The organism is Streptomyces sp. NPDC031265, assembly GCF_055570295.1.
This window is the reverse complement of record NZ_JBVIHM010000007.1, coordinates 243336-268116: the sequence shown is the minus strand read 5'-3', so window position 1 is coordinate 268116 and position 24781 is coordinate 243336. Positions and strand designations below refer to the sequence as shown.

Below are 24781 nucleotides of genomic sequence, written 5' to 3'. Positions count from 1 at the left end.
GCCTTGCGTGCGCTGCTCCCGCTTTAATAAATGAACAGGCATTTATTAATCGGAGGTGTGGGTCGTGGCAGGGCGCCCAAGAGGTATCGATGACGCGACGATCTTGCGGGCAGCGGTGGACGTGATGGGCCGCACGGGCCCGGCAAAGCTGACACTGGCCCTGCTGGCGCGGGAGGTCGGGTTGGTGCCGGGCACATTGGTGCAGCGGTTCGGTTCCAAGCGCGGTCTGCTGCTGGCGCTGGCCGAGCACACGGCGAAGGATGCCGACGCGCTGTACGAGGGCGTACGTGCCGAACATGACTCGCCGCTGGCGGCGCTCGCGGCACTAGTCGTCGAAACCTGGGCGGCGGCCACCAGCCCCGAGGCGTTCGCGAACCATCTCGCGTTCCTGTGCGCGGATCTGGATGACACGCAGTTCCGTGACTGTGCCCTCGCCTCCCAGCAGGCGCAGTCCCACTGGATCGGCGAGCTGCTGGAGCACGCCAAGGATGCGCGCGAACTGGGGCCGGACACGGACATCACCGCCCTGGCCGCGACGGTGCAGGCCGCGACGATGGGCGTCGCCGTGCTTTGGGCGGTCGACCGACAGGGCGCCCTCGCCGAACGGCAGCGCACCGCCCTGGACGCCGTTCTCGCCCCCCATCGCCCTGCCCCGTGACCTCCGCTTCCCCTTCTCCCGTAAGGAGCCAGACCATCATGGCGACCTCCTCCACTCCCGAAGCCCCTGACCGTTCCTTCCGCACCCTGGTCTACATCGGCACGAGCCTGGACGGGTTCATCGCCCGCCCGGACGGTGACATCGACTGGCTCAACGAGCGCGGCGCGCAGGCCGGCGACATGGGGTACGAGGCGTTCATGGCCGACATCGACACCCTGGTGATGGGCCGCAACACCTACGAGAAGATCCTCACCTTCGGCTTCTGGCCCTACGAAGGCAAGCACGTGGCCGTCCTGAGTACCCAGCTGACGACGCAGGACGCGAACGTCGCCGTCTACCGCAGCCTGGACGCACTCCTGGAAAGTCTGGCCACCGAGGGCGCGAAGAACGTGTATGTGGACGGCGGACAGATAGTTCAGACGTTCCTGCGCGAAGGCATCCTCGACGAACTCATCATCACCACCGCCCCGGTCCTTCTGGGCACGGGCATTCCCCTGTTCGGTCGCCTGGACCACGACATCGACCTCGTCCACCGCGAGACCCGCGCTCTTGGCGCAGGCTTCGTGCAGACGACCTACACCGTCGACCAGAGGCCGGTAGCCGCGAGCCAGGGCTGAGGCCGGAGCGGCCCCACGAGAGCTGAGTGCTGCAGTCGGCGACGCCTCGCCGCCATGGTGCGGATGCTGGGCGAGGGCCACCCGTTGACGGGAACGGTCCGAAGCAATCTCGCCTTTGCCGTCACCGAACGCGACGGCGGCGAGCCCGGGCATCCTTGACCCTGGGCCACAAGCATGGATGTGACACAGGCGCCCGATGGCCGCGCGGTGATCACGTCCCCGCAGGTCGACCTGTGTCAGAAGCTGGTGCCACAACTGTGTGTCAAAAGCAGAGCCACAGCGTCAAGTTATGGGACGGTTGCCGGTATGGATCTGGCGTACGCACGTGTAAGCACCACCACCCAAGACCTCGCCCGGCAGCTCGATGCGCTTCGAGCCGCCGGGGTCGCCGAGGAGCACATCTACGTCGACAAGCGCACCGGCGCGAACATGGACCGCGACGGCCTCACGGCTCTGCTGGGCTTCGCGCGACCAGGCGACCGGATCAACCTGCTGACGTTGGACAGGCTGGGCCGCAACATGCGCGAGACGCTGAACCTCGTCCACGACCTCACCCAGCGCGGCATCTTCCTGCGCACACTCGGCGACAAACTCGCCGTGGACACCAGCGACCCAGGACCCGGCACCGACATGGCCATCGCCCTGCTGGCGATGTTCGCGCAGATGGAACGGATCTACATGCTGGAGCGCGCCGCCGGCGCCCGCGCGGCCAAGGAAGCCCGCGGCCTGCCGACAGGGCGTCCGGCGAAGCTGAACGCGACCACCCGAGCCGGAGCAGCTCAGCGGATCAAGGACGGCGCGATCCCCGAGCAGGTCGCCGCCGAGCTCGGCGTCAGCCGCTCCACCCTGTACCGGGAGCTGCGCAAGCACCGCGAGGGCGCCATCGTCGAACAAGTCGGACGGGAAGGCTGACCAGCGGCCCAGGCCAGATCCCAGCAGGTCAGCCATATCCGTTGTTTTTGCGGCGGTTACTACGGGGACCCCGGCATCCACGCTGTGGCAGGCTCACCATGACGGAATCCGCAGATCAGCGACGGCACCGATCCCCGGCCCCTCGACGATTGCCGTTGACATCACCATTAGGAAGCGTGGAACTCGTGGGCGTGGCACCGCGCCACTCCACTCACTGCGGGTGGTCCAAGACGGCCTCGGGGTCGGCGACGCCGGCGCCCTCGAGGAACACGACCAGGTCGTGGTCGCTGTAGGCGGTGCCGAGGATCTCGTCCCGGCCGCTGTCGTGCACAGTGACTCTCCGGCCGCCCAAGAGCGAGGGCCGGTGCACGACGATCGGCGCGCTGGTCACGCCTTCCAGCGTGCCCCGGGCCGGTTCGCTGGGCGAGTCGGCCCGGGGGCGTCAGGGTGAGTCGCCGGACCAGTCCCAACGGTTCCGCTCGCCGGGCGCGGGTCGTACAGGGCGCGGCCGCCGGCGCCGAACTGCCCGAGCTCGGTCATCAGCGCGACGCCGGTCTGGATCTCGTCCGCTGTCCAGCCGGTGATGTCGAGCAGCAGCCCATCGAGCGGGCCGCCGACCAGTTCGGCGTAGTCGCGGTGCGGTGGCGGGCCCGGGTGGTCGTGGTCGGTGCCGTAGACCCGGCCGCGCAGCAGCTGCTCGTCATCACGGTCCATCCGCTCAGCCTTGCAGCCGCCACTGACAGCCGGGTCCGGTCGCGTCACCTGCGGAAGCGGGAGAGCCATAGCGTTGTGACGGCGCAGTTTTCGCGCCGATTCCCGCCCTGACAAGGGGTTTTCCTACGGCCTCGGGGGCCGGGCACCAAAGGGGTTCCCAAGTGCCCTCCGAAGTGGGCACCCAGGGAGTCCCCTTGGGCTTGCCCGCCACGGGCCGGCCTTCCGGTGTGATCGGCCCGAGCGGTGCCGCTGCCCGGCCCTCGGGTGGGTGGTCGTCATCGTCTCGTCTCCTTCGCTGCCCCGGCGGGGGCGGTCGTTTCGAAGGAGCAGCGTGCACGGGCCCCCTTGTCCGCGGTCTGACCGTGGCCGGTAGCGGGCGTGGACAGGGGAAAACGCGGCGGTGGTCGGGGCGGTAGCAGACCTGGACAAGGGGCCATGGTCGGGCTCGTGGTCGGGCCGACCACGCTGGACAAGGGGGCCGGGATTGACCCTTGCAGCCCGGTTCGCTGTGACGTTGAGAGATAGATGGCCAGTTGGCCGCCGAAGGCCACACGCCAGGGCGGGACGTTGACTCCTACCTGGCCAGAACGTTGACCGGTAGCTGGCCGGCTGCGCGCCCGGAACGGGCCCATCAGGAAGATGGGGCGCGGGCGTTGTGCCAGTGGCTCGCATGTGACCGTCTCGCCCAGCAGGGCCGGGATGGGGGCGCGTCGCTGTCGGTGCGGGCGCCCCCATCGTGTCACGGGCCCGTAGGGCCGGGGGGTGACGGCGAGATCACTACGGGAGCCGCTTGATGATCCAGTCGCACAGTTCGGCGGTGATCTCCGTGTGGGCGGTGGTGGTGGAGGAGCACAGGAACTCGTCCAGTTCGCTCTCCTGCGGGTCGAGCCCGTTGATCTTGACGTAGAGGTCGTCCTGGTTGCCGATTTCGCGGATGGCGACGGCGCTGACCGAGGGGACGAAGCAGACGGTGGGGTGCCGCAGGTCGGTCGTGCCGCCCTTGTCCTTCAGGGCCTTGGCGATGATTCCGTAGGAGTCGAGGGTGCCGCCGGGGGCGCCGTCGAACTCGGGGAAGTCGTCGGTCTTGACGGTCTTCGAGGCCGCCGGCAGCAGCCGCTTCAGTTCGGCGACCGTGACGGCCTTCCCGGTGGCCTGGGTGTAGAAGGTGGTGCCGGGGAAGACGGTGGTGCCGGTGGACTTCAGAGCCATCTGGCCGGGCTGGACGTTGACGCCGGTGCCGTCGCCGGTGCCGTTGGCGACAGCGATCTTGAGCGGACGCTGAGGCCAGCCGCCGACATCTTCCAGTTTCTGCAGGAAGCCGGTGCGCAGCGGGTCCTGCTGGTTGGTGCCGTCCGCGCTGTTGTAGTGCCGGTACAGCATCTGCCGCGAGGCGGGGCTGTTGATCTGCTTGGCGAAGTCGTTCTGCTGACCCGGCAGGGTGGGGATGAAGTGGGCGAACGCCTGGATCCCGATGGGGATCACACCGCCGCGGTGCGGGGTGTCGTAGGAGAAGTACAGCGCGGTCTGGTGGTCCACCTGCTGGGCCTCGAGTTCAGCCAGGGCGTAGCGGGTGATGAGGCCGCCCATGCTGAAGCCGCCGACGGCCAACTGGGTGCTGTCCGACCGCTCATTGATGGTGCGCTGGATGACTGCTTTCGCGGCCTCGGCGTTGGTGAGGATGGAGGCGGTCCGCTCCTCAAAGCCCAGCAGGATGACGGTCCTGCCCTGCTTGCGCAGCTTGGTGATCAGCGGGTAGTCCCGGTTGAGGCCCGCGTAGAGCACGGTCAGGTCGCTCTTGCCCAGGTTGAACCCGTCGGCCATGATGACCGGCCGGCTGACGCCGCGTGAACCCTCGCCGTAGTAGACCCACGCGAAACCGTTCGGCAGCTCCCACTCCTCGTCCGGTTCCGGCACCGGATACGGCAGGGGAGATACGGACGTGATCGGGTCCCCGAGCGTCAGCCGGCCGATCTCCTGCTCGATGCCCTGCTCTGCAGCCAAAGCGACTCCCTTGTGCTTCACGCGCATGCAGCGCCCTCGTCGAAGCGAGAGCGCTGCACGCGGACTGGTGAGGGGAAAATTGCCTCAGCAATATCTTTTACCCGGCTTGGTGGAAAAAACCGGAGATTTGCCGTATCTGTCGCCTATAGGGCTGATACGAGCATGAGGAGGGTTTATCACACTCCGCCCCAACCAGGCTGCGCCGACGGGGTACTGGCAGCCGGCATGAGGGATGAGTCCGGCCCCCAGCACCCGCGAGTTCGCAACGACCCGTCATCACGGTGAACGTCATCCCGGACCCCGACCACGCGGACACCGCCGACGCACTGGAGGCGATGCGCGATGAGCGCCTGGTGCCGGCTCACGCGGTGCACTCCGCACCCGGTGCGCACCGGTAGCCACACCACTGAGGGGGTGGACGCGCACTGGTGCGGTGGTGCGCATCCACCCGGTGCATGCCGACTCCACCCGTGCGCACCACCCGTGCGCACCACCGGCGCGGCCGACGGCGCGGGAGTGGTGCGCATCGGGTGGATGCGCGGCATCGCCCCCGTCGATGTCGCGCACTCCCACACGATGTCGTCCACTGAGCTACCGCCAACCTGAAGCCCCTGGTCAAAGGGCCGGTGTGATTGGCTCCCTGCCGGTGGACTCCATTCGGGACCGCCGGGCGGCCGCACCCGGCAGATGCCGTCCTTGCCGTACCGGATCACCTCCACCCCGTCCTCGATCCCCCGCTCGATCACGCGCCTCCCCACCACCCACACGGACGGCCGCCGGACCTGCTGTGGACGCGGAGAGCCAGCTGTCACCGATGAGGGAGACGCGGACCACCTGCGGCCTCCCCATTCCCCCATACACAAAGGGCAGGCCCCGCTGCTGCCCGCCACAGAGAGCGTATGAACCACCGCTCCGGTCATGGAGGTGTCGGCACTGATCTCCGCCACGAGGCCGGGCCCGACGAGGGCGGTGTCGAGGACGTCGTGGGTGCCCAATGCCGAGGAGAACTTCGCGCCAGTCCAGGGATGGCCGGGGCCAGCCGGGGTGAGGTGCTCGGCGAACTCGCGGGCGGCTCGGGGCGTAGCGGGATGGTGCGGCCGTCGGGGCGGAGCCGGGCGTATGCCTTCAGCAGGGGGGAGTTCCGTCGGCCGCAGGGGGTGACGCGCGAGGTCGCGGTTCGTTGTGCAGTCATGATCAAAAACATGCTCGGAGTGGCTGTCCTGGTAAGCGCGGCCGTGGTGAGCGGCACTCAGGCCGTTCAGGCTCAGCCGGCTGATGTCCCCAGTGCGCAGCAGACCAAGCGGTGGGAGCAGCCGGGACAGTGGGATTGGGTGGTCCCGCAGGGAGTGAACGAGATCACCGTGTATTCCTGGGGTGCCGGCGGCGGTGGTGGCGGCGGCGGTGGAACCGGAGGTTCCGGCGGTGGTGGCGGCGGCGGCAACGGGGGTGGGTCCAACGCCGTGGGGACAGCCGGCGGTGGTGGGGGTGGCGGCGGTGGCAGTGCGGGTGGCGGCGGCGGCGCGGGCGCGAGCAGCGGCTCCTTCGTTCAGTGCCGGCTGTCCGTGGCGCCGGGGTGGAAGCTGCGGATCGTCGTCGGGGGCGGCGCGTCGGGCGGTGCGGGAGGCCCCGGCGGATCGGCGGGGGCTCATGGGGAGGGCGGTGGCAGCACATTCGGCGGTGGAACCGATGGGACTGGCGGTGGTGCGGCCAGCGGCGGCGGTCACGTCGGTGGCCGCGCGTCGGGCTCGGGCATCGAGATCCGTGACGGAAGCAACAAATTCCTGGAGTCGGTCGCGGGTGCGCCGGAGGGAATCGGCGGTGAGCCGGGGCGGTCCGGCAGCGCTGGTTCGGGAGGTGGGGGCGGCTACAACGGCACAGTCGCCGGCGGAGCCGGTGGCGGCGGCGGAGCCGGTGGCAAGGACGGTGGCGCGGGCGGAACCGGCGTCGGGGGCAACTCCCCCGCGCGATACCCCTGCGGCAGGTCTGGGGAGAAGGTCGCAGCGGTGGAGGGCAAGCCCGGTCAGCCCGGAGGTACCGGCCTACCCGGCAACAAGGGGGTCGACGGCACCCACAACGAAAAGGGAGGCGTCAGCAGGCCCGGGAAAGGCGGGCATGGAGGTAGTCACGGCGCCTCTGGCTCCGGCGGCACACCGGCCGTAGCGGACGGCATGTCCTACGGTGCCGGCGGAAACGGTGGCCCAGGAGCGCACGGCACCGGCGGCGGAAACGGCGGCCAGGGAGGCGAATGGGAACCCAACGTCGGCAACGCCAAGGGCGAAAAGTGGAGGGGCCTGGACGGAAGGGCCGGACTCGCCGGCCCCAACGGGGCCGCAGGCGCCAAGGGCGGTGACGGGGCAGTCGTCATCACCTACTGACACCCCCCGTGCCCGGGCCGCTCATAACCGGCCCGGGCACGGCCGCCGAACACGCAACTTGCCAGGGGCGAGCGGCGATGAGGCGGCAACTGTCGCCAGGTCCCTCACCTGGGAGCGCCGACGGCTACCGCCTCGACCGCTACGACATCATCGGCGCCCCGGGCTGCCTCGCAGGCATGACCGTCCGCCTGTCCGCATCACGCGGAAGTGGCCGTGTCCCGGCCGCGTGAGCTGGCAGAAGTGCAACGGTTCTTGCTTCGATCCGGCGCTCATCCGCACAGACCTCGCGGTGACCTCTCTGCCGCGCTCTCGTTGGCCTGGCCATGAAGAACATCGCGATGCTCCAGGAATCCGGCTCCACCCGGCCCATGGCCGCTCCGCCGGCCCCTGGGCGTTCCCGGCCCTGGCGTCTGGCCGCCGCTGCGGTCGCCTTCGGCGCCTTCGCCCTCCCCCTGGCCGCCACCTCTCCGGCTGCAGCCGCGACCCGCCAGGTCCACGTCAGCTACCAGGACAGCGAAGGCTATTACGACGTGCGGTTCAACGGCACGGTCAAGCCCGATGGCGCGACCGGCTACATCGTCGACGGCGAACTCGACGCCTACTGCGACTCCCACACCTTGACCCGCCAGTCAGTCCGCCTCGGATACGGAGCCGTATCCGCAAGCTGGCAGTACAAGGGAATCTGGTGCGACGACGCACCGCAGCACATCACCATCAAGGGGAGCCGTAAGAGCGGCGAGAAAGTGGAGTTCAAGGTCGGGGCCAGCAGCGGTGTCTTCAATACCTACCGCTACGGCACCGCGGTCTCATACGACATCGGCACCAGCTGACACCACTGGCCGCGATGGGTTCCCACCCGCAGCGCGATGGCCCGCATCGCCGATGGACACGGTGCCCTCGGTGCCAACCACTCACCCCCATACCTTCCGCTTCACCGGCCATCGCCTCGAACGAGTCGTTCGGGGGGTGGACGAAGACCTCTACCGATCCGCGGCTTTGTGCGGCCATCGTGGACCGGCTCACCTTCGGCGGCAACATCATCGAGACCGGAACCGAGTCCTACCGGCTCGCCAGCACCAAGGCCCGGGCCGCCGCAGGGCAGGACGCTGCCACGAGCTGACCACGGCCGCCACAGAGGAGGAGTTACGTCGGCCCGGTCCTCCCCGCGCGCAACGGTCTTCACTCGGGCCCCTCGGTCACGGCATGGACCGCAGGGGCGGGTGCTGCGTCGTTATCCCTGAGGGCTGGAGCAGTGGCGGAGGTTCGGGGCCGGGATCCTCGGTAACAACGACGCCGGCGGCCGCGTGGTCGAAACCGGCTGGCCAGCGAGTGTGCTCGCTGGCCACCGCGCCGGTCAGACGTGCCTGGAGAAGGTCGGCCGTGCTCAAGTCGGAGCCACGCAAGTCGGCCAGGCGCAAGTCGGCGCGGCAGAAGACAGCGCCGCCTGCGTCGGCCTTGCGCAGGTTCGCCTCGCGCAGGTCGGCCTCGGTGAAGTCCGCGTCACGCAAGTCGGTTTCGACCAGCCGTGCGCCCCGCAGGTCAGCCAGAACGCAGCGTGCCCGGCGCAGGATCGCCGTCTTGAGGTCGGCGTGCCGCAAGTTGACCGAGACGAGAGACGCCTGCGTCAGGTTGGCGTGGTACAGGCCCGCCGCCTCCATACAGGACCGGTCGAGGTTGACCTCATGCAGCCACAGCCCGTCGCAGTCGGCCCGGCGCAGGTCCGTAACACTGAGGTTCACCCAGGACTGCTCCCGGGGTTGCAGCAACAACACGCCGAGCCCAGTCAGTGCCACCTGGGCGTCGGCGGCACGGACCTCCAGCGGCACGACGTCGTTGATGGGCACGTCCGTCGCTGGAGCTTCCGGTCCGGCGGGCGGCCAGGGCAGGTGTGTACGCAGGTAAGCGGCCTGGATGGAGATGACGGCCTCGCGGTCGCGGGCGGAGTGCTCCGCGATCCGCCACAGTGCGTGGAGCCCGCCGATGCGTGTTTCCAGCTTGTCACTGCCGAGCTGATCGACGGCCGTGCTGAACCGGTCGGTGACATAGCCTTCCTGGGTGGCGCGCAAGCTGTCCTGGCTGACGCGTAGTTGCCGCCAGGTGGCGTACGCGCCGAACAGCACGACCATGCCGCCCACGGCCTGCAGAAGTGTCGTACGGACGTCGTTCACCGCCTTCAGCCGGTCCTGCGCAGCGACGCTCGCCCCGGCGAGATCGTGGTCGACCACCACACCCGGCAAGACGACGAGCACCGCGCCCAGAACGGCCAGCCCTGCTGTCCCGGCGAGCAGGGCCCCGATCGCACGATGCCTGACCAGCCGGTCGCGCCACGGCCTGCGACCGCGGTCCGACTCCCCCATCTCCATGGGCATGGGAGCCTAGGCGCCGCTCAGAAGACGATCAAGATGTACGACTTGGAGCGGCGGCGCTCCACTCCCACTGACCCGACGGGCAATCACCGGACGACGGCAGAGCGTTGCCAGTTCTCATCGACATTTTCGAGCCTTGTGATCGCTAAGTGCTGCCCGAAACCGTCGATAAACGTTGCCCACTCTCGCCTGCAGAACCACTCGCGACCGCGACGGCATCCTCTGGCTCTACCGCAGCACTGGCAACCCGGCCGCCCCCTTCACGTCTCGCACCAAGATCGGCGGAGGCTGGAACACCTACACCCGCATCCTCACCACCGGCGACACCACCGGCGACGGCAAAGCCGACCTCGTGGCCGTGGACCGCGACGGCGGTTTCTGGCACTACCTCGGAACCGGCAACCCGGCCGCCCCCTTCACGACCCGCACCAAGATCGGCACTGGCTGGAGCACGTACGACTCGCTCATCTGACCAACCATCGGGCAGAACCGCCGACGCTCCGCTCGCCCCGGATTCGAAGTCTCCGGGGTGAGCAGAGCTCTTTCCACCAGGTCCCTGCAAAGCAGCCTCCCGGCAGGCCGTGACGTTCCCTTTTCTGTGCCTTCGAGTGAGCCGCAGAAACGCCACTCAGGGCTCCCTGGTGACCGCACCACCTCGTTCACGTACACCGACACCGCGAACGAGTGCCCGCACACCCGTCCCAGCCCATGTCTCGGTTGCGGCGGCGGTCACCCCTTCGCACCCACCGATGGCGCCAAACGTTTCTTTGCTTGATCTTTTAGGTGCTCGCAGTCGCGAACAGCGCTCGGCGGTTAGGGTGGCAGCCGCCGAGACGAAGGGGGGAAACGGTGAGTGACGACGGCAAGATCCTTGACATCAAGACCGCCGATCTCAAGGCGACAGCACCGACGTTCCACGAGCAGAGCGTGGCGGTGGAGCGGGCTCTGACCACGCTCCGGGCGTCGTTGGCCACGGCGGGCGCGGCTTGGGGCGATGACGACCCCGGCACGAAGTTCCACGACAAGTACGGCCCGCTCGTGACCCGGATCGAGCAGTCCGCCACGATCATCAAGGACGGCCTGGCCAGCATTCATCTGGCCATGTCCGACATGGCGGACGGGCACATCGACAATGACGCCCTGGTCGGCTCCATGTTCCGCAGGGCCGTCCCGAAGCCGCACGAGCGCCAAGAGGCCGGGAACCCCCATCGGGGGCAGGAGCAGTGAGTGCCGGTGACAAGGTCCGGGAGATCGTCACCGACGTCACCGGCATCGAGTGGCCCGCCGGTGACGTGGGCAAGCTCCGCAACATCGCCGACGCCTGGCGGAAGTTCGCAGATGACATGGAAGACGTCGCCGCGGCCGCCGACAAGGCAGCTCAGGCGCTGATCCACCACAACAGCGGCGAGGCGATCTCGGCGTTCAACGACCCCTTCTGGCGCCGTTATTACCATGACAAGAAGGGCTGGCTACAGGACCTCGTCGATGGTCCCCGCGACCTGGCGAAGGGGATCGACCAGTACGCCGACGCCGTCGCGGACGCAAAGAAGAAGCTCGACCACGAGCTGGAGATCGCCGGCGCCGTGATCGTTGCGGGCACTGCCCTCGCCTTCTTCACGCTGGGGGCGACCGAAGCCGCCGCCGCGACAGCCACGGCCGCGATCGTCGACCTGGCCGCCACCGTGGGGGTGGCCCTCACGACGGAGGTCGCCACCATCGCGGGTGCCGCTTTCGCCACCGCGGCCATCGCGGGCATCGAATCCGTAACTGTCGACCTCGCCGTCGCCCAGCCCCTCAAGATCGCCTCGGGCCTGCAAGACGGGTTCAGCCTTGACGAAGCCAGCCGTGCGGCCACCGACGGGATGCTGTACGGCGGGTTGTTCGGGGCTGGTGGCGCTACTGCGCGCGTTGCGGGCGAAGCCGGAGGATGGGGCAGCCTCCTGTCCGGAACCGGCCCGCGCCTCACCCTCGCCGACCTTGCCTATGGTCCCGAGTGGGGTGGTGCCCGCGCTCCGCTGGCGGGTGGGAGAGATCCCTTGCCCGGGGAATTGCCACCGGGCTATGACCTTCATCAATCGGGAGGGTCGCTCCGCCCCCGTGATGACGGTACGGTTCGCGCTTACGAACGTACGGAGACATGGGCCACCGATGCCTACGAATCCTTCCGCTCTGCGGATGACGTCGATGCCCTGGCGGGATCGTTGCAGAATGCCCCGCGCATACATGGCGGTCAAGGGTTTTCAAGGGATGAGATTGCCGCGGTCAAGCAGCATATATTCGAAGAAACTCACCCATTGACGTCCTACGACGGCGAGATCGTCCACGCCCGATACGATCCCAACCCCGACATGGCGGAGGCGTGGGTGCGCCTCAGGGCCGGCCGCCACACCGACTCCGACCTCCTGCTGTTCGAGCACGAACTCGCCGAGCACCAGTACTATGTCGATCATCCAGGAGCTCCGTACTCGGAAGCTCATGCGGCGGCAAACAAAGTTGCCAACTGGGAGGCGAGCGAGATCACGCCTCCCGGACGCGAGGACTACAACGCCCCATGGGAGTGAACGATGGCAATCTTCTCTGAAATCAAGAAAGTCGGCGAGAGTGAGCAGGAAGTGCGCTACTCGTTTTCGAACGGAATCGACGCGGAGCGTTTCCTGATCCTCGATAAGATCAACGAAAAACTCCATCCTGAAGACGGCATCGAAAACGTCGTCTACCGGGCTGTAGCGAGGAAGGTCGCCACAGCGTGGAGCCGCGAGGGGAAGGCCCCGGAGCGATTGACAGTCAACTCCTGAGCCTGACGTCGTGGGCCGTCGTCCGGCAGTCCGTCGACGGCCGGCCGGTGCACCCCCCTCCTGCGCAACAGGCGCAACCTTCGCCGGTAACCAGACGGGCACAGCCTTCGACGGAGCGTGAGTCAGGCGTGCTGCTTCCATGCTCCCCTCAGGCGCACGCCTCTCCTTGTTCGAAGCAACTCAAAACGGAGACAGCCCCGGCAGCCCGGTGAAGTACTGGGACGGACCCGTCACTTCCCGCGTCCTCGCTTCGCCCTGCCGTGAAGGATCATGGCTGCCAGCGACCCGTACGAGGAGTTCGGCGCGCCGGAGGACTTCGCGGCCCGGCTCACGCCGCGAGTGCGACAAGCATCTCTCCTCTGCTCGGGTGAGGTGTGGTGCGCAGACACATGCGCGCACCACAAGAGGTAGGGGTTCTTCTCCTGGTCCGAGGGGTCGGGCTGGGTGAAGCGGCCCAGGTTGGGGTCGTAGTAGCGGGCGCCGAGGTGGTAGAGGCCGGTGGGGTTCTTGTAGCCGGCGGTGAAGCGGCAGGGCTGCGGGGTCTTCTCCGTGAGTGCCTGTTTCTAATCTTGGTTGCGATGACTCCCGTCTGGGAGCATCGTCTTGACATGATCGAACTGAGTTCTCTGGGACCGGATGACTGGCCGGTGTGGCGCGACCTGCGGCTAGCAGCGCTTGCCGAGGCGCCGTATGCCTTCGGCTCGACGTTGGCGGAGTGGCAGGGGCAGGGCGACCGGGAGGAACGCTGGAGAGACCGCCTAGGGATTCCTCGGTCTCACAACGTTGTCGCAGTCCGCGCGAGCGGGCCGGTCGGGATGGCCAGCGGTGTACCGGCTGAGCAGCCAGATGCCGTGGAGTTGATCTCGATGTGGGTCAGCCCCACGGTTCGAGGTCAGGGGGTGGGAGACCTCTTGATCGAAGAGATCGCGCAGTGGGCTGTGCAGAGGGACGCTGGGACCTTGCGGTTGTCAGTGATGCCGGATAATCGTGCAGCTATCGCGCTCTATGAACGTCACGGCTTCAAGGACACCGGGGAGCCGGGCGACCTGCTGCCGGATGGTGTGCGCAGGGAATTGGTCATGGCAAAGGCTCTCGATCCCGTGGTCAGCGGCTGACGGGCGGGCCTCGGTTTGCCGGTTGCGCTGATGGAGCCGCGTGGTGGTGCGACAATTGGGCTGGCTTGAGGGCCCGGTGACCTCTTGGTGGGACTGCTGACCGTCAGTGCCAAGTGGATCAGTCGCGTTGGGCCTCGCGGGAGGCCGGTTGTCCGCTTCTGCGAGAACTTCGGACGCCTTCAACCAGCACCCCGCCCAGGCGTTCAGAGCCCGTGAGCTGCACCAACTCCTCGGCATGCCCGCCGACGAGGCGTCCGTCAACATCACCCGCAGCCGCCTCGGACGCCTCACCCGCCAAGGCTTCCAACAGACGCCGGCAGCCTTACTCAGGTACGGGCGAAGGTGCGCAGGTCTTCGTTGAGGCGGTCCGCGTGGGTCGCGAACAGCCCGTGGCCCGCGTTCTCGTACACGTGCAGTGCCGCACCCGGGATCAGGGCGGCTGCACGGCGGCCCGTGAGGTGGAGCGGGGCGGAAGCGTCGGCGGACCCGTGCACGACGAGGACCGGGCAGTCGATCTTCGCCAGCTCCGGTACGAGGTTCAGTGAGGGCAGAAGGTCGTTGAGGGCCGTCCCGGCCCGAGCCGTCGCTCCATGGCAGAGGTCCACCATGTGCGCCACGTACGCGTCCGACACCGTGGGGCCCGGAAGATGGCGGGCGAAGAAAGCGTTCGCCCCGTCGGCGAAGAACTTCGCCCGGTCCTGCCGGAAGGTCTCGTTGAACGCGCGGATGAGCTCTGGATCCAGTCCCTCGGCGTGATCCGGAGACCGGGCCGGCCCCGGCGCCACTCCGCTGACGAGTACCACCCTGGCCACCCGCTCACCACAGCCGAGGGTCAGGTGGCGGACGACCTCGGCGGTGCCGAAGGAGTGCCCGACCAGCGTGACGTCGAGCAGGTCCAAGTGGTCGAGCAGGGCGCCCAGATCCCCAGCCAGCGTATCGAGGTCGAAGCCGCCCCAGACGTCCTCGGATCTGCCGTGTCCCCTGCGGTCGAGCCCCACGCACCGGAACCCCTCGGCCGCCAGGGGCAGCATCTGGTACTCCCACATCTCGGTGCTGAAGTAGGAGCCGTTGACGAAGACGATGACGGGGCCGCTCGCCGGACCGTAGTCGGCGAAGTGGAGGCGGGTGTGATCGGTCGTGGACTCGAAGTACGGCATGACGGGGGTCCTTCCGTGGGGCGGCTGTGGGGCGTGGCACCATCCTTGCCCGGTGCCACAGGCCGGGCCATTACCTCCGAGGGCACGGCCGAGGCGCTTACCTGGTCTCCTGCGCCGGGAATCGAGGCCAGGCGTTCGAGGATCTCGACGGCGCTCTTCGCTCAGGCGAAGGGGGCAGGGGGCAGGGGGCAGGGGGCAGGGGGCAGGGGGCAGGGGGCAGGGGGCAGGGGGTTCTCGCCCTGAGGGGAAGCCCCAGCAACGGACCGCCTGGTTCGCGGCCCTGGGCGTCACCGTCGAACGGGTCCCGACCGACAACGCGTGGGCCTGCAGCGAGAACACCGGGTTGGTTCCTCCGGTTGATCCGGCAGCGTCGGCGGCGGGCGCGGCGGACCGGTCATCACGGTGGTTCAGATGCCCGCGAGGAACTCCCGGACCGCGGTGGCGAAGCCCTCGGGGTCGGCCTGTTGGACGAAGTGGTCGGTGTCCAGCCGGCGGTAGACCGTGCCGGGGCGCCTGGAGCACATGGCATGGGCCTGTTCGGCGGGCAGGACCTGGCTGCGCAGCCCATGGATGAGGAGCGCGGGGCAGTCGGTGGCGAGCCACTGTTTCCAGTGGTCACCGTGGACGAGGTTCTCGGAGTCGACGGTGTCCTGCGGGTGGAAAGGCAGCCGCCAGCCGGCGCCGCCGGGCAGCGGGCGCAGCACGGGGCCGAGAACGGCGGCGAGGGGTCCGCAGGCGGCGGCCAGTTCCTCGCGGGTGGCAGCGGTGTAGGGGAAGTCGAGCACGAAGGCGAGGGGGCTGGTTCCGTGGTCGGGGAGGTCGACGGCGGTGTCGATATTGATCAGGGCCTCGACCAGTTCGGGGCGTTCGCAGGCCAGGTGGTAGGCGTTGACCGCTCCGAGGGAGTGGCCGAGGAAGACCGCCCGGTCGATGCCGAGGTGGTCGAGGAGGGCGAGGAGGTCGGCGAGGTAGCCGATGCGGGTGTATTCGCGGGCGCGCTGGGAGTCGCCGTGGCCGCGCTGGTCAGGGGCGATCACGCGCCACTCAGGGCCGAGGGCAAAGGCCAGGGCGGCGAAGGACGCGCCTTCGGAGAGGTGGCCGTGCAGTGCTACGAGGGGGCGGCCGTTGCCGCCGTAGTCCAGGTAGGACAGGGTGCGACCGTCGAAGGTCATGGTGGCACGGGTGGGCAGGGCGGTCATCGCGGTGATACTCCCTCGGTTCGAGGTGCGGGGTAGCGGGTCCTTGCCGAGGTCGACGTCTGAGGCGCTTGTTCTGTACAACCGAATAGATGACACCGAATAGATGACTTGGAGGGGCCGGAGCCCTGGGGCCGCGGCGCGCTCGGCGCGTAGCAAGCGGACGACGGCCTCGCGGGTGGAGGGGTGGGGTCAGGCGATCTGCTTCTGTGGGTTCAGGTCGAGGGTGATGTGCGGGGCGAGCGCGTGCAGGAAGTCCGGGGCGTCGAAGATCTCCCCGGCGGAGGCGACGCCGGTGGTCTTGGTGCGGCCGGTCAGGACGCGTTCGAGGGCCTCGGCGACCAGGGGCGCGGTGACCGCGTAAATGTCCTGGCCGCCGGCCGTGGCCCGGCGTTCGGCTCCGCCCGAGCGTACGACGACATCGACGAGGAAGGTCTGGTCCGAGCGCCCGCTCTTGTCGGCGGCGGTCGGGGGCGGTGTGTGGGGGGCGGCGATGTCGCGGACGGCGTCGGCGGTCATGTAGGTGGTCACATCGGGGATGGACAGGTGCTGGGGGACGGTGACGACGTCCGCCATCGTGAACTCCCCGATCACCTGCCGGGGCCCCATCGGGTCCGGGAAGGTCCACTCCAGGGTGGGCGCCTGGTCGATGCGGTGCTCCCACTGTCCGCCGCTGTAGCGCAGGCGGTGGTCGCCGCGCCGCTCGCGGGAGACCGCGCCCGAGAGCCGGGTGCCGGCGGTGGGGTGCCAGCTGCTGAGCGCGTAGGCGATGTGGGCCTCGTCGGCTTCGGTCCAGTCGCCCATCGCCGCGGTGGCCAGCAGGTCGCCGAGACCGCCGAAGAAGGCCATGGCCGGGACGATCACCGCTCCCGCGTCCCGGGCCCGCTCGCGGTAGTGGGCGAAGGTGTCGAGATTCGCCTCGAGTTCGGCGGCCACGTCCAGGTACGGGATCCCCGCGCGCAGCGCGGCCTCGATGACGGGGCCGGTGGTCGAGGCGAAGGGGCCGGCGCAGTTGATGACCGCCGCCGTTCCCGCCAGAGCCCGGTCCAGCGAAGCCCGGTCCCCGACCGACGCCACCCGGGCCTCCAGCCCGTGCTCGCCGGCCAGCTCCTCCAGAGCCTGCGCGTTGCGCCCCGACGGCACCGGGACGAACCCGCGCGCGGCCAGCTCCGCGACCACGAACCGTCCCGTGTGACCGTACGCGCCGAAAACCGCCACCAGCTGACCTGACCCCATGAGACTGCTCCCCTGCACTCGAACGCCCGCTGCGATGTCGATCCGCTGCGGCCTGACACGCCTATCCTGTCCTCGCGGCAGCACCCCGCACGAGCGTCGGAAACGACATGCCACGTACAGTTTCGGACATGCCCACTGTCGCGCTGGCCGTCACCGATGGCATGCTCCACTACGAACTGTCCGTGGCCGTCGAGATCTTCGGGTCCGACCTGACCCACATCGTGGATCCCTGGTACGACTTCTCCCTCTGCGGGAACGGCCCGGTGCGCGTCGACCGCTTCCGCCTTGAACCCGACCATGGACTCGACCACCTCGCGCACGCGGACACGGTGATCGTCCCCGGCTGGGCCGACACGGACCGCGAACCGCCACCCGAACTGGTCGAGGCGGTGCGCGCCGCTCACGCGGCCGGTGCCCGCGTGGCCTCACTGTGCACGGGCGCCTTCGTCCTGGGCGCGGCAGGACTGCTCGACGGCCGGCGCGCCACCACACACTGGGCTCACACACGGGAACTGGCCCGGCGCCACCCAGCGGCCACCGTCGATCCGGACGTCCTCTACGTCGACAACGGCGACGTCCTCACCTCCGCGGGCAAGGCCGCCGCCATGGACCTGTGCCTGCACCTGGTCCGCCTCGACCACGGCTCGGCCAACGCCAACAAGATCGCCCGACGTCTGGTCATCCCACCCCACCGCGACGGCGGCCAGGCCCAGTTCATCGCCACCCCCCTCCCCGCCCCCGGCAACCACCCCCTGAGTGGACTCTTCCCCTGGGCGTTGGAGCGACTGGACCAACCGCTCAGCGTGGAGGACCTGGCCCGCCAGGCCCGTATGAGCTCACGCCACCTCGGCCGGCACTTCAAACACCTCACCGGCACCACGCCGCTGCAGTGGCTCCACACCCAGCGCATCCGCCATGCCCAGGAACTGCTGGAGACCACCAACGCCACCGTGGACACCATCGCCGCGGCCACCGGTATGGGCACCGCCACCACCCTGCGCCGCCACTTCCACCGCAGCGTCGGGGTCCCACCCGACACCTATCGCCGCACCTTCCGCCCCTGACAAGGCATTTCCTTTGGGGAGTCGGAGTCGGCGGTAGCAGACGAGGGTAGCTGCGGGGCGGTGAAGGCGAGGACGTGTTCGGGCTTGCGCTCGTATCGGCGGTGGAGTCGTCGGCATCCGCCGAACCGGGCGGTTGGGCATGGTCCGTTCGACGACCCACCGATGTCGGCCCAGGCATTCGGAGTTCTCGATGCCGCGGCGGGCGATGCGGGGTGTGATGCCCCGCGAGCGTAACCCTTGCCGCTGGCGAGGGTAGTCGTAGCCCTTGTCGCCGTGGAGTTTGTCCGGCCGCCGCCGTACCCCGCCCCCGCAGCCCGGGGGAGGCCGCCGACCGCTCGCGGACGGAGAAGCGATGAAGGACTTCCAGGACCTCACCGGCCTCGGATGAACGTGGCCGCGTCGCGGGGCCTCGGCCTGATGCGCGCCTACGCAGTGCTGGACCGTGCGGCGGTCGTCGAGCAGGTCGCGCACCTCATGTCCAGGCGTGGGGGGGGGGGGGGGGGGGGGGGGGCCCCCCCCCCCCCCCCCCCCCCCCCCCCCCCCCCCCCCCCCCCCCCCCCCCCCCCCCACCGCGGCATCAGGCCGCCAGCGCTTCGCGGAGCGTTGAAGGCTTGAGTCCGAAGGTGTCGCGGACATCGCTGTCGTCCACGAGGAACGGACGCTCGGACATGTAGCTCATCTCGGCGAACTCCCGCCACAGCGGATCGGTGAAGGACAGCAGCGTCATATCCCGTTCGGTGAGCGGCTCCAATCGCGGTTGGGGCGCTCCGTGGAGTTCGGCGAGTTCGGTCGCGGCCTGGCGCAGGGTCGTGGTGATGACCGGGGCGTGCCAGCCTCGCCCCCAGGCCCGCTCGTCGCCGCTGACCGCCACCAGCGCCGCTGCGACGTCCTCGGTGTACGAAAACGAATGCGCCGCATCGGGATTGCCATGGACGAGAGCCAGTTCACCCTCGCGGACCCGGGGCGCGACCAGCAGCGTGAACGCGGAGACTGCGCCCGGGCCCAGGTACTGGCCGGCTCGCACTTCGGTGACCCGCAGCCGCCCTTCGTCGTGGGCATCCTTGGCCTGCTGCCACAGCTGGGCCCTCACCCGGCCCTTTCGGGTGTGCGGGGCCATCGGGGTGCGCTCGGTGACCGGCCCGGTGGTCTGCTGATAGCCGTAGTGGTTGCCGAGCATCACGTAGTCGGCCCCGGCCCGCTCGGTCGCGGCGAGGATCGAAGCGAACAACGGCGGCATGGTCTCCGGCCAGGTCTGGTAGGCGGTCATGGCGGCGTTGAAGACCGTGGTCGCTCCGGCCAGCGCCTCGGCCAGTTCGTCAGTGCGGCCCGCGTCCAGGGCGATCCGTTCGATGCCGGGGTGGTCAGGGCCACTGCCGCTGCGGGTGATGAGGCGGACCGGCTTGCCGCTGTCGGCCAGTTGCCTTGCGGTCGCGGCCCCGGTCGCGCCTGCCCCGATGACGACTGATTCAGCCATGACGTTGTCTCCGTTTTCGCTCAAAATGGAACGCTTCCCTGAAGAGGGAGACGTGGTTCGCGGGGCCCCGATCGCTCGCCCAACTCTGCCGTGCGGCCGCAGGGTAGGGTCAGTGGCCTGAAAGCCATGAGATCCAAGGATCTAGCCATGCATCGTGTTGCCGTCCTGGCCGTCCCCGCGGTCAAGCCCTTCGACCTGTCCATGCCGTCGACGCTGCTCGGCGCCGCCGAACTCGAGGGACGCCCCGGCTATGAGGTGACGGTGTGCACCGCCATGCCCGGTACGGTCGCCGCCTCCGGTGGCATCGAGGTGGTGATCCGGCACGGCCTTCAGGCGGTCGCGGCCGCGGACACGGTGATCGTCCCCTCGACCGCCAGTCGGCACGACGCCGAGCCGGCCGCACTGGACGCCTTGCGGGAGGCGGCCGCCGCGGGCAAGCGCATTGCCTCGATCTGCAGCGGCGCCTTCGTCCTCGCCCAGGCCGGGCTCCTCGACGGCCGTGCTGCCACCACCCACTGGGCCCTGGCCGAGGAACTGCAGCGCGCCTTCCCTTCGGTGCGCGTGGACGCCGACCGGCTGTTCGCCGAGGACGGACCGATCGTCACCGGTGCGGGCTCGGCCGCCGGGATCGACCTGTGCCTGCACCTGATCAGCTCCGACTACGGCGCGGCCGTGGCCAACGCGGCAGCCCGCGCCGCCGTCGTCACCCCGGTGCGCCACGGCGGGCAGGCGCAGTTCGTGCAGACCCCACTACCGGCCAAGACCGACTCCTCATTGGACGCGGCCCGCATCTGGGCACTGCAGCATTTGGACCAGCCGATCTCCCTGCACGACCTGGCCGGTCAGGCCAAGGTCAGTGTGCGGACCCTGACCCGCCGCTTCACCACCGAGACTGGCGTGACCCCGTTCCAATGGCTGCTCCAGCAGCGGCTGCTGCGGGCCCGCGAGCTGCTGGAGACCACCGATCTCACCGTCGACCATGTGGCCCGCCACAGCGGCCTCGGCTCCGGCGAATCGCTCCGCCAGCACCTGAGCCGCCAGATCGGCATGACCCCGGCCGCCTACCGGGGCGCCTTCACCCACCGCCCGAGCGCGAAGACTGGTCAGTGACCGCGGGTGACCGGGCCGGACGCGGCGTTTCATAGGTGGTCGCCTGTGAAACACCGCGCCGCGCGGCGGTCCACCTGCGGCGATCATGTTCCATGAGTCGTTGCAAACGACTGGACGCCTGAAACAGGCTCATGAAACGGTCCGGGGCAACAGTCCGGGGTCGTGAGCGACGACTTCAAGCGCGTGGAATCGCACGACGGCCCGATGCCCACCTGCGCCGCCCCCGCGGGCTCCCCGTGCCGGACCGGCAAGGGCAAGGTGGCCATCCAGTACCACCCCGCCCGCTACCGCCTCGTGCCCCACCTCGCCAAGGCACTCAACGAGTTCCTCACGGAGCTGAAGGGCTCGCACGACCCCTCCGGCATCGTGTTCACCGTGCTCGCCGCGATGTCCGGCAGGGAACGCGAGTACATCCGCGACCGCACCCTCGAAGGCCACGAGTCCGCCCGGGCCCTTCCCTCGCCCTGCCCACGCTGCGCGATCACCCCGCCAACCGGGACCGCTCCACCGGCGACCGCGCCAACTTCGCCGAGCATCACGCCGCCCGGCTGCTCGTGACCGCCACCACAGCCGGCCGCACGCATCTGCGCCTGCCGGACGGCCGTCCCGGCTCCACCGCGTTTCCCGACGTGCACCGCGTTTCCCGGCGTGACCCACCGCGTTTCCCGGCGTGCCCCCTGACGAGGCCACACGCTTCGCAACGGACACCGGCGACCTGGTCTGGGGCTGCTTCCTCGACGGCGCCCAGAGCGCCAAGCTCGTCACCGCGAGCCCCGAGGGCCCCGTCTCCTACGGCAACCGCCACGACCTGCAATGGCCCGCCACCCTCCCGGGCCCCTTCCGCCGGGTTCCCGACGAAGGCCGCACCGTCACAAGCCTGATCACCCTCCACCCGCACTCCGCCGACCAGGACCCGGGCAGATCCCGGGGCCCTGGCCTTTTGCATACTGTCGAGGGTGTCAGTCCCGGTGCCGGGCCGCGGGGTCAGTGCAAGGCGTGGCCGTACGCGGCGACGAGGCCTTCCAGCGCAGGGTCGCCGAACACGGTGCGCAGCTGGTGGAAGGCGTGCGTCTTGCCGGGGCCGAAGCGGCCCACGTAGGCGGCGTAGCTGTCGGGGGTGAGGAACTTGGGCGGCGTGGTCTTGCTGTGGAACTTGTCCGCGAACATCACCAGCTGCTCCTCGGCCGACTCGGCGAGGTAGTCGGCAGGCGGCAGTGGAAGCTGCTGGTGCTCGATGTCGTGCTTGGTCAGCCCGACCCCCGTGTGGCAGGAACAGAACCGGCACAGCTCCTCGGGGAAACCTTCTTCCGCGAGCAGGCCGTGGCCCAGGACGCCATGGCGTACGTAGTTGGCCTGATCAAGGCGGCCGGAAGCGTCGTAGAGGCGGTAGACGCCGATGTCGTGCAGCAGGCACCCGGCCCGCACCAGATCACGGTCCAGGCTCATGGGAGAGCTGTCCATAAGGCCTTCGGCGATCCGCCACACGATCTCGCAGTGGGTCCAGACCAGCGCGAACGCCTCCTGGGAGGGGGCGTGTTTCACGTGGAGCTCGCGGATCTCGTCCACCGACGGAATGCTCATCGGCGCAGCCTAGCAACGCCGCGGCACCCGCACGCCTCGCTTCATGCTGCCCGCCAACGCGGCCGCCCGGGCAGCGGACGCGACCTTCGCAAACCGTCCTTGATCGCCCTGTCGTGAGGGAAGGGCCGTACGCGGGTAGCAGGGCTGATGCGCGATGACGGTCTGGCGGGGGTGTGCCCGCGCCAGAAGGGCTTCACGCGCCGGGACGCGAAGACCACCTTGGCCCCGGACCTGGTGAACCGGGACTTCACCGCGTCGGCACCGAACCGGCTGTGGGTCACCGACCTGACGATGATCTCCACCGGTGAGGGGCCGTTGTGGCTCTCGGCGATCCGGTACGCATTCTCCCACCGTGTCGTCGCGTGGGAGACCTCCGGACGTGCGGACGCCGACCTGGTGCCTCACGGCTGGCGAGCGCCCATAAAGCTCACAACCAGCCTGCTGCGAGCGGGAATTGAGGCGTCCATGGGATCCGTCGGAGACTCGTACGACAACGCCCTCGCGGAGAACTTGTGGATGCTGATCAAGACGGAGGGCCTGCGCGGGCGCACCTTTGCCACGAGGGCTGAGGCGTACCTGGCGCTCTTCGAGTACATCGACGGTTTCCATAACAGCCGACGCATCCAGGAACGGCGCGGCTTCCTCAGCCCCGTCGAGTTCGAGGAGAGGCACTACACCAAGCAGGCGACGGCCGAGCCAACGAACCTGAACCCCCGTCAACCCTCTCTGACCAACCGATCAGCACCTCCCTGACGACGGGGGAACCTCGGAGGCAAAATAGCCCGAATGCAGGCCGATACGCTAATCGCATGAAATACAGCGACATCTGCCGTTAACCCTCCTATGAGCCGCGGTGCAGAATTTTCGGTTGCTAGGGTGAAAATTGGGACGCTGAACACTGCGGTTGGGCTGCACAACAGTGCGGGTACATGGTCATGCCCTCGAACGAATCAGTGCGACATACCCGTGTGACACACCTCTGTGTATTCGTTTTCAGTGCTGCAGGAAGGTTCCGTGATGAAGCGTCAGGCTTTGCGCAGATCGTGGGTCCGGACCGCCACCATGCTCTCAGTGGGGACCTTTGGCCTGGTCGTAAGTCTTGCTTCGTCGACGACCGCTCCAGCGAACGCGACAGAGGGGTCCGTCGATTACTCCCTCGGTGTGCCAGGCCCGAACGGCGCTATGAGTGCCGATTTCAAGGCCCGCACCCAGCGGACGGCCGATGACGGTGGTGACGGACCGGACAAGGACGAAGGCGGCAGCGGCACGCCTCATAAGCACCCGAGCCATAATCCCCCGAGCCATCACGGCCATCACGGCCCCCAGGGGGCTCAGGGAGCTCAGGGGGCTCAGGGGACTCAGGGAGCTCAGGGTGACACCGGGGCCCAGGGCAGCCAAGGCGGTACCGGAGCCCAGGGAAGTCAGGGCGGCTCCGGCGCGCAAGGCAGCCAAGGCAACCAGGGTGATACGGGCGCCCAGGGCACGCAGGGCGATACGGGTACCCAGGGCACGCAAGGGTTCCAGGGCACTCAGGGCAACCAGGGCACCACCGGCGCCCAGGGCACGCAGGGCGACGCAGGCGCTCAGGGCAACCAGGGCACCACGGGGGCTCAAGGCACGCAGGGCACGCAGGGCGACACAGGCGCTCAGGGCAACCAAGGGTTCCAAGGCAACCAGGGCAACCAGGGCAACCAGGGCAACCAAGGCACCACAGGCGCTCAAGGCACGCAGGGCGACACCGGCGCCCAGGGCACGCAGGGCGACGCAGGCGCTCAGGGCAACCAAGGCACCACCGGGGCTCAAGGCACCCAGGGCGACGCAGGCGCTCAGGGCACGCAAGGGTTCCAAGGCACCACCGGCGCCCAAGGCACCCAGGGCAACACAGGGGCCCAGGGCACGCAAGGGTTCCAAGGCACCACCGGCGCCCAAGGCACCCAGGGCAACACAGGCACCCAGGGCACCCAGGGCGACACAGGCGCCCAGGGCACACAAGGGTTCCAAGGCACCACCGGCACCCAGGGCAACACAGGCACCCAGGGCACACAGGGCGACGCAGGCGCTCAGGGCACACAAGGGTTCCAGGGCACCACCGGCGCCCAAGGCACTCAAGGCACTCAAGGCACTCAAGGCACTCAAGGCAACCAAGGCAACCAAGGCAACCAAGGCACGCAAGGGTTCCAGGGCAACCAAGGCACCGCCGGGGCTCAAGGCACGCAGGGCACGCAGGGCGACACAGGCGCCCAGGGCACACAGGGGTTCCAGGGCAACCAAGGCAACCAAGGCACCACCGGCGCCCAAGGCAACCAAGGCGACACCGGCGCTCAGGGCACGCAAGGGTTCCAGGGCACTCAGGGCACCGCCGGGGCTCAAGGCACACAAGGGTTCCAAGGCAACCAAGGCACCACGGGTG

22 protein-coding genes and 4 pseudogenes are annotated in these 24781 nt (G+C 69.0%); 15 read left to right on the top strand and 11 right to left on the bottom strand.

The genetic code is table 11. The annotated features are described in order from the left end of the window. Nucleotides 1-64 precede the first annotated feature (64 nt). From ACZ499_RS14510 to ACZ499_RS14500, 3 genes are all read left to right on the top strand, one after another. Nucleotides 65-658, top strand: coding sequence for a TetR/AcrR family transcriptional regulator (locus ACZ499_RS14510; protein WP_468674980.1), 594 nt, complete (start codon nt 65-67; stop codon nt 656-658). Nucleotides 659-696: 38 nt separating this feature from the next. Continuing rightward, nucleotides 697-1275 carry a dihydrofolate reductase family protein gene (locus ACZ499_RS14505; RefSeq protein WP_468674978.1) on the top strand — a complete coding sequence of 193 codons (579 nt, stop codon included), beginning with the start codon at nt 697-699 and terminating at the stop codon, nt 1273-1275. A 306-nt stretch (nt 1276-1581) separates the two neighbouring features. After that, nucleotides 1582-2187 carry a recombinase family protein gene (locus ACZ499_RS14500; RefSeq protein WP_468674977.1) on the top strand — a complete coding sequence of 202 codons (606 nt, stop codon included), beginning with the start codon at nt 1582-1584 and terminating at the stop codon, nt 2185-2187. 211 nt (nt 2188-2398) lie between these two features. On the opposite strand, the gene ACZ499_RS14495 is transcribed toward ACZ499_RS14500, so the two are convergent. The 3 genes and pseudogenes from ACZ499_RS14495 to ACZ499_RS14485 all read right to left on the bottom strand — a co-directional run bounded on the left by ACZ499_RS14495 (nt 2399) and on the right by ACZ499_RS14485 (nt 4929). Beyond that, a complete protein-coding gene (locus ACZ499_RS14495) occupies nt 2399-2578 on the bottom strand; it encodes a hypothetical protein (RefSeq protein ID WP_468674975.1) in 180 nt (59 codons plus the stop codon). Nucleotides 2579-2629: 51 nt separating this feature from the next. Beyond that, nucleotides 2630-2901, bottom strand: a pseudogene (locus tag ACZ499_RS14490) (hypothetical protein). 777 nt (nt 2902-3678) lie between these two features. Beyond that, entirely contained in the window at nt 3679-4929 is a 1251-nt protein-coding gene (locus tag ACZ499_RS14485; protein ID WP_468674974.1) for an esterase/lipase family protein, read from the bottom strand. Between the two features lie 2671 nt (nt 4930-7600). Between ACZ499_RS14485 and ACZ499_RS14480 the strand changes: the two genes are divergently transcribed. Both ACZ499_RS14480 and ACZ499_RS14475 read left to right on the top strand, forming a co-directional pair. Continuing rightward, the gene (locus ACZ499_RS14480; protein WP_468674973.1) at nt 7601-8107 is read left to right on the top strand and encodes a hypothetical protein; all 507 of its coding nucleotides are present in this window, start codon (nt 7601-7603) and stop codon (nt 8105-8107) included. Nucleotides 8108-8208: 101 nt separating this feature from the next. Then, nucleotides 8209-8397 (top strand): annotated as a pseudogene (locus tag ACZ499_RS14475) (ATP-binding protein); the annotation flags it as partial. 76 nt (nt 8398-8473) lie between these two features. Here ACZ499_RS14475 and ACZ499_RS14470 read toward each other — a convergent pair. After that, nucleotides 8474-9640, bottom strand: coding sequence for a pentapeptide repeat-containing protein (locus ACZ499_RS14470; RefSeq protein ID WP_468674971.1), 1167 nt, complete (start codon nt 9638-9640; stop codon nt 8474-8476). A gap of 178 nt (nt 9641-9818) precedes the next feature. Between ACZ499_RS14470 and ACZ499_RS14465 the strand changes: the two genes are divergently transcribed. From ACZ499_RS14465 to ACZ499_RS14450, 4 genes are all read left to right on the top strand, one after another. Then, complete coding sequence (locus ACZ499_RS14465) at nt 9819-10115, top strand: hypothetical protein (protein WP_468674969.1); 297 nt, start codon at nt 9819-9821, stop codon at nt 10113-10115. Nucleotides 10116-10492: 377 nt separating this feature from the next. Continuing rightward, nucleotides 10493-10870 carry a WXG100 family type VII secretion target gene (locus tag ACZ499_RS14460; protein ID WP_468674968.1) on the top strand — a complete coding sequence of 126 codons (378 nt, stop codon included), beginning with the start codon at nt 10493-10495 and terminating at the stop codon, nt 10868-10870. Then, the gene (locus ACZ499_RS14455; protein WP_468674966.1) at nt 10867-12204 is read left to right on the top strand and encodes a WXG100-like domain-containing protein; all 1338 of its coding nucleotides are present in this window, start codon (nt 10867-10869) and stop codon (nt 12202-12204) included. The genes ACZ499_RS14460 and ACZ499_RS14455 overlap by 4 nt, the downstream gene beginning before the upstream one ends. A 3-nt stretch (nt 12205-12207) precedes the next feature. Beyond that, entirely contained in the window at nt 12208-12438 is a 231-nt protein-coding gene (locus tag ACZ499_RS14450; protein WP_468411219.1) for a hypothetical protein, read from the top strand. A 230-nt stretch (nt 12439-12668) separates the two neighbouring features. Here the strand turns inward: ACZ499_RS14450 and ACZ499_RS14445 are convergent. After that, nucleotides 12669-12974: pseudogene (locus tag ACZ499_RS14445) on the bottom strand (RHS repeat-associated core domain-containing protein); the annotation flags it as partial. Between the two features lie 72 nt (nt 12975-13046). On the opposite strand from ACZ499_RS14445, the gene ACZ499_RS14440 reads away from it, so the two are divergent. Beyond that, complete coding sequence (locus tag ACZ499_RS14440) at nt 13047-13553, top strand: GNAT family N-acetyltransferase (RefSeq protein WP_468674962.1); 507 nt, start codon at nt 13047-13049, stop codon at nt 13551-13553. Between the two features lie 326 nt (nt 13554-13879). Here ACZ499_RS14440 and ACZ499_RS14435 read toward each other — a convergent pair whose 3' ends face one another. The 3 genes from ACZ499_RS14435 to ACZ499_RS14425 all read right to left on the bottom strand — a co-directional run bounded on the left by ACZ499_RS14435 (nt 13880) and on the right by ACZ499_RS14425 (nt 17142). Continuing rightward, complete coding sequence (locus tag ACZ499_RS14435; RefSeq protein ID WP_468674961.1) at nt 13880-14710, bottom strand: alpha/beta fold hydrolase; 831 nt, start codon at nt 14708-14710, stop codon at nt 13880-13882. Between the two features lie 407 nt (nt 14711-15117). After that, complete coding sequence (locus ACZ499_RS14430; RefSeq protein WP_468674959.1) at nt 15118-15909, bottom strand: alpha/beta fold hydrolase; 792 nt, start codon at nt 15907-15909, stop codon at nt 15118-15120. Nucleotides 15910-16098: 189 nt separating this feature from the next. Further along, nucleotides 16099-17142: a saccharopine dehydrogenase family protein gene (locus ACZ499_RS14425; protein WP_468674957.1), complete on the bottom strand. Its 1044-nt coding sequence runs from the start codon at nt 17140-17142 to the stop codon at nt 16099-16101. A gap of 128 nt (nt 17143-17270) precedes the next feature. On the opposite strand from ACZ499_RS14425, the gene ACZ499_RS14420 reads away from it, so the two are divergent. Continuing rightward, entirely contained in the window at nt 17271-18206 is a 936-nt protein-coding gene (locus tag ACZ499_RS14420) for a helix-turn-helix domain-containing protein (protein ID WP_468674956.1), read from the top strand. Between the two features lie 59 nt (nt 18207-18265). Here the strand turns inward: ACZ499_RS14420 and ACZ499_RS14415 are convergent. Together ACZ499_RS14415 and ACZ499_RS14410 are read right to left on the bottom strand one after the other, a co-directional pair. After that, a pseudogene (locus ACZ499_RS14415) lies at nt 18266-18521 on the bottom strand (IS5/IS1182 family transposase); the annotation flags it as partial. 262 nt (nt 18522-18783) lie between these two features. Further along, the gene (locus ACZ499_RS14410; protein WP_468674955.1) at nt 18784-19680 is read right to left on the bottom strand and encodes an NAD-dependent epimerase/dehydratase family protein; all 897 of its coding nucleotides are present in this window, start codon (nt 19678-19680) and stop codon (nt 18784-18786) included. A 147-nt stretch (nt 19681-19827) separates the two neighbouring features. Between ACZ499_RS14410 and ACZ499_RS14405 the strand changes: the two genes are divergently transcribed. Beyond that, on the top strand, nt 19828-20790 hold the full coding sequence (locus ACZ499_RS14405) for a GlxA family transcriptional regulator (protein ID WP_468674954.1): 963 nt from the start codon (nt 19828-19830) through the stop codon (nt 20788-20790). 162 nt (nt 20791-20952) lie between these two features. Beyond that, nucleotides 20953-21348, top strand: a complete 396-nt coding sequence (locus tag ACZ499_RS14400) for a zinc finger domain-containing protein (protein WP_468674953.1) — start codon at nt 20953-20955, stop codon at nt 21346-21348. 426 nt (nt 21349-21774) lie between these two features. Here ACZ499_RS14400 and ACZ499_RS14395 read toward each other — a convergent pair whose 3' ends face one another. Continuing rightward, entirely contained in the window at nt 21775-22371 is a 597-nt protein-coding gene (locus tag ACZ499_RS14395) for an HD domain-containing protein (protein WP_468674952.1), read from the bottom strand. A 147-nt stretch (nt 22372-22518) separates the two neighbouring features. On the opposite strand from ACZ499_RS14395, the gene ACZ499_RS14390 reads away from it, so the two are divergent. Together ACZ499_RS14390 and ACZ499_RS14385 are read left to right on the top strand one after the other, a co-directional pair. Further along, entirely contained in the window at nt 22519-23124 is a 606-nt protein-coding gene (locus ACZ499_RS14390; RefSeq protein WP_468674950.1) for an IS3 family transposase, read from the top strand. Between the two features lie 264 nt (nt 23125-23388). Next, nucleotides 23389-24781, top strand: a 1393-nt coding sequence (locus tag ACZ499_RS14385) for a collagen-like domain-containing protein (protein WP_468674949.1), incomplete at its 3' end; no start/stop codon positions are given.

Bases quoted from the DNA above. Each gene is read 5' to 3' on its own strand.
- ACZ499_RS14505 (WP_468674978.1), top strand. From the start codon at position 697: ATGGCGACCTCCTCCACTCCCGAAGCCCCTGACCGTTCCTTCCGCACC.
- ACZ499_RS14500 (WP_468674977.1), top strand. From the start codon at position 1,582: ATGGATCTGGCGTACGCACGTGTAAGCACCACCACCCAAGACCTCGCC.
- ACZ499_RS14485 (WP_468674974.1), bottom strand. From the start codon at position 4,929: ATGCGCGTGAAGCACAAGGGAGTCGCTTTGGCTGCAGAGCAGGGCATC.
- ACZ499_RS14480 (WP_468674973.1), top strand. From the start codon at position 7,601: ATGAAGAACATCGCGATGCTCCAGGAATCCGGCTCCACCCGGCCCATG.
- ACZ499_RS14470 (WP_468674971.1), bottom strand. From the start codon at position 9,640: ATGGAGATGGGGGAGTCGGACCGCGGTCGCAGGCCGTGGCGCGACCGG.
- ACZ499_RS14450 (WP_468411219.1), top strand. From the start codon at position 12,208: ATGGCAATCTTCTCTGAAATCAAGAAAGTCGGCGAGAGTGAGCAGGAA.
- ACZ499_RS14440 (WP_468674962.1), top strand. From the start codon at position 13,047: ATGATCGAACTGAGTTCTCTGGGACCGGATGACTGGCCGGTGTGGCGC.
- ACZ499_RS14435 (WP_468674961.1), bottom strand. From the start codon at position 14,710: ATGCCGTACTTCGAGTCCACGACCGATCACACCCGCCTCCACTTCGCC.
- ACZ499_RS14430 (WP_468674959.1), bottom strand. From the start codon at position 15,909: ATGACCGCCCTGCCCACCCGTGCCACCATGACCTTCGACGGTCGCACC.
- ACZ499_RS14425 (WP_468674957.1), bottom strand. From the start codon at position 17,142: ATGGGGTCAGGTCAGCTGGTGGCGGTTTTCGGCGCGTACGGTCACACG.
- ACZ499_RS14420 (WP_468674956.1), top strand. From the start codon at position 17,271: ATGCCCACTGTCGCGCTGGCCGTCACCGATGGCATGCTCCACTACGAA.
- ACZ499_RS14410 (WP_468674955.1), bottom strand. From the start codon at position 19,680: ATGGCTGAATCAGTCGTCATCGGGGCAGGCGCGACCGGGGCCGCGACC.
- ACZ499_RS14405 (WP_468674954.1), top strand. From the start codon at position 19,828: ATGCATCGTGTTGCCGTCCTGGCCGTCCCCGCGGTCAAGCCCTTCGAC.
- ACZ499_RS14395 (WP_468674952.1), bottom strand. From the start codon at position 22,371: ATGAGCATTCCGTCGGTGGACGAGATCCGCGAGCTCCACGTGAAACAC.
- ACZ499_RS14390 (WP_468674950.1), top strand. From the start codon at position 22,519: ATGCGCGATGACGGTCTGGCGGGGGTGTGCCCGCGCCAGAAGGGCTTC.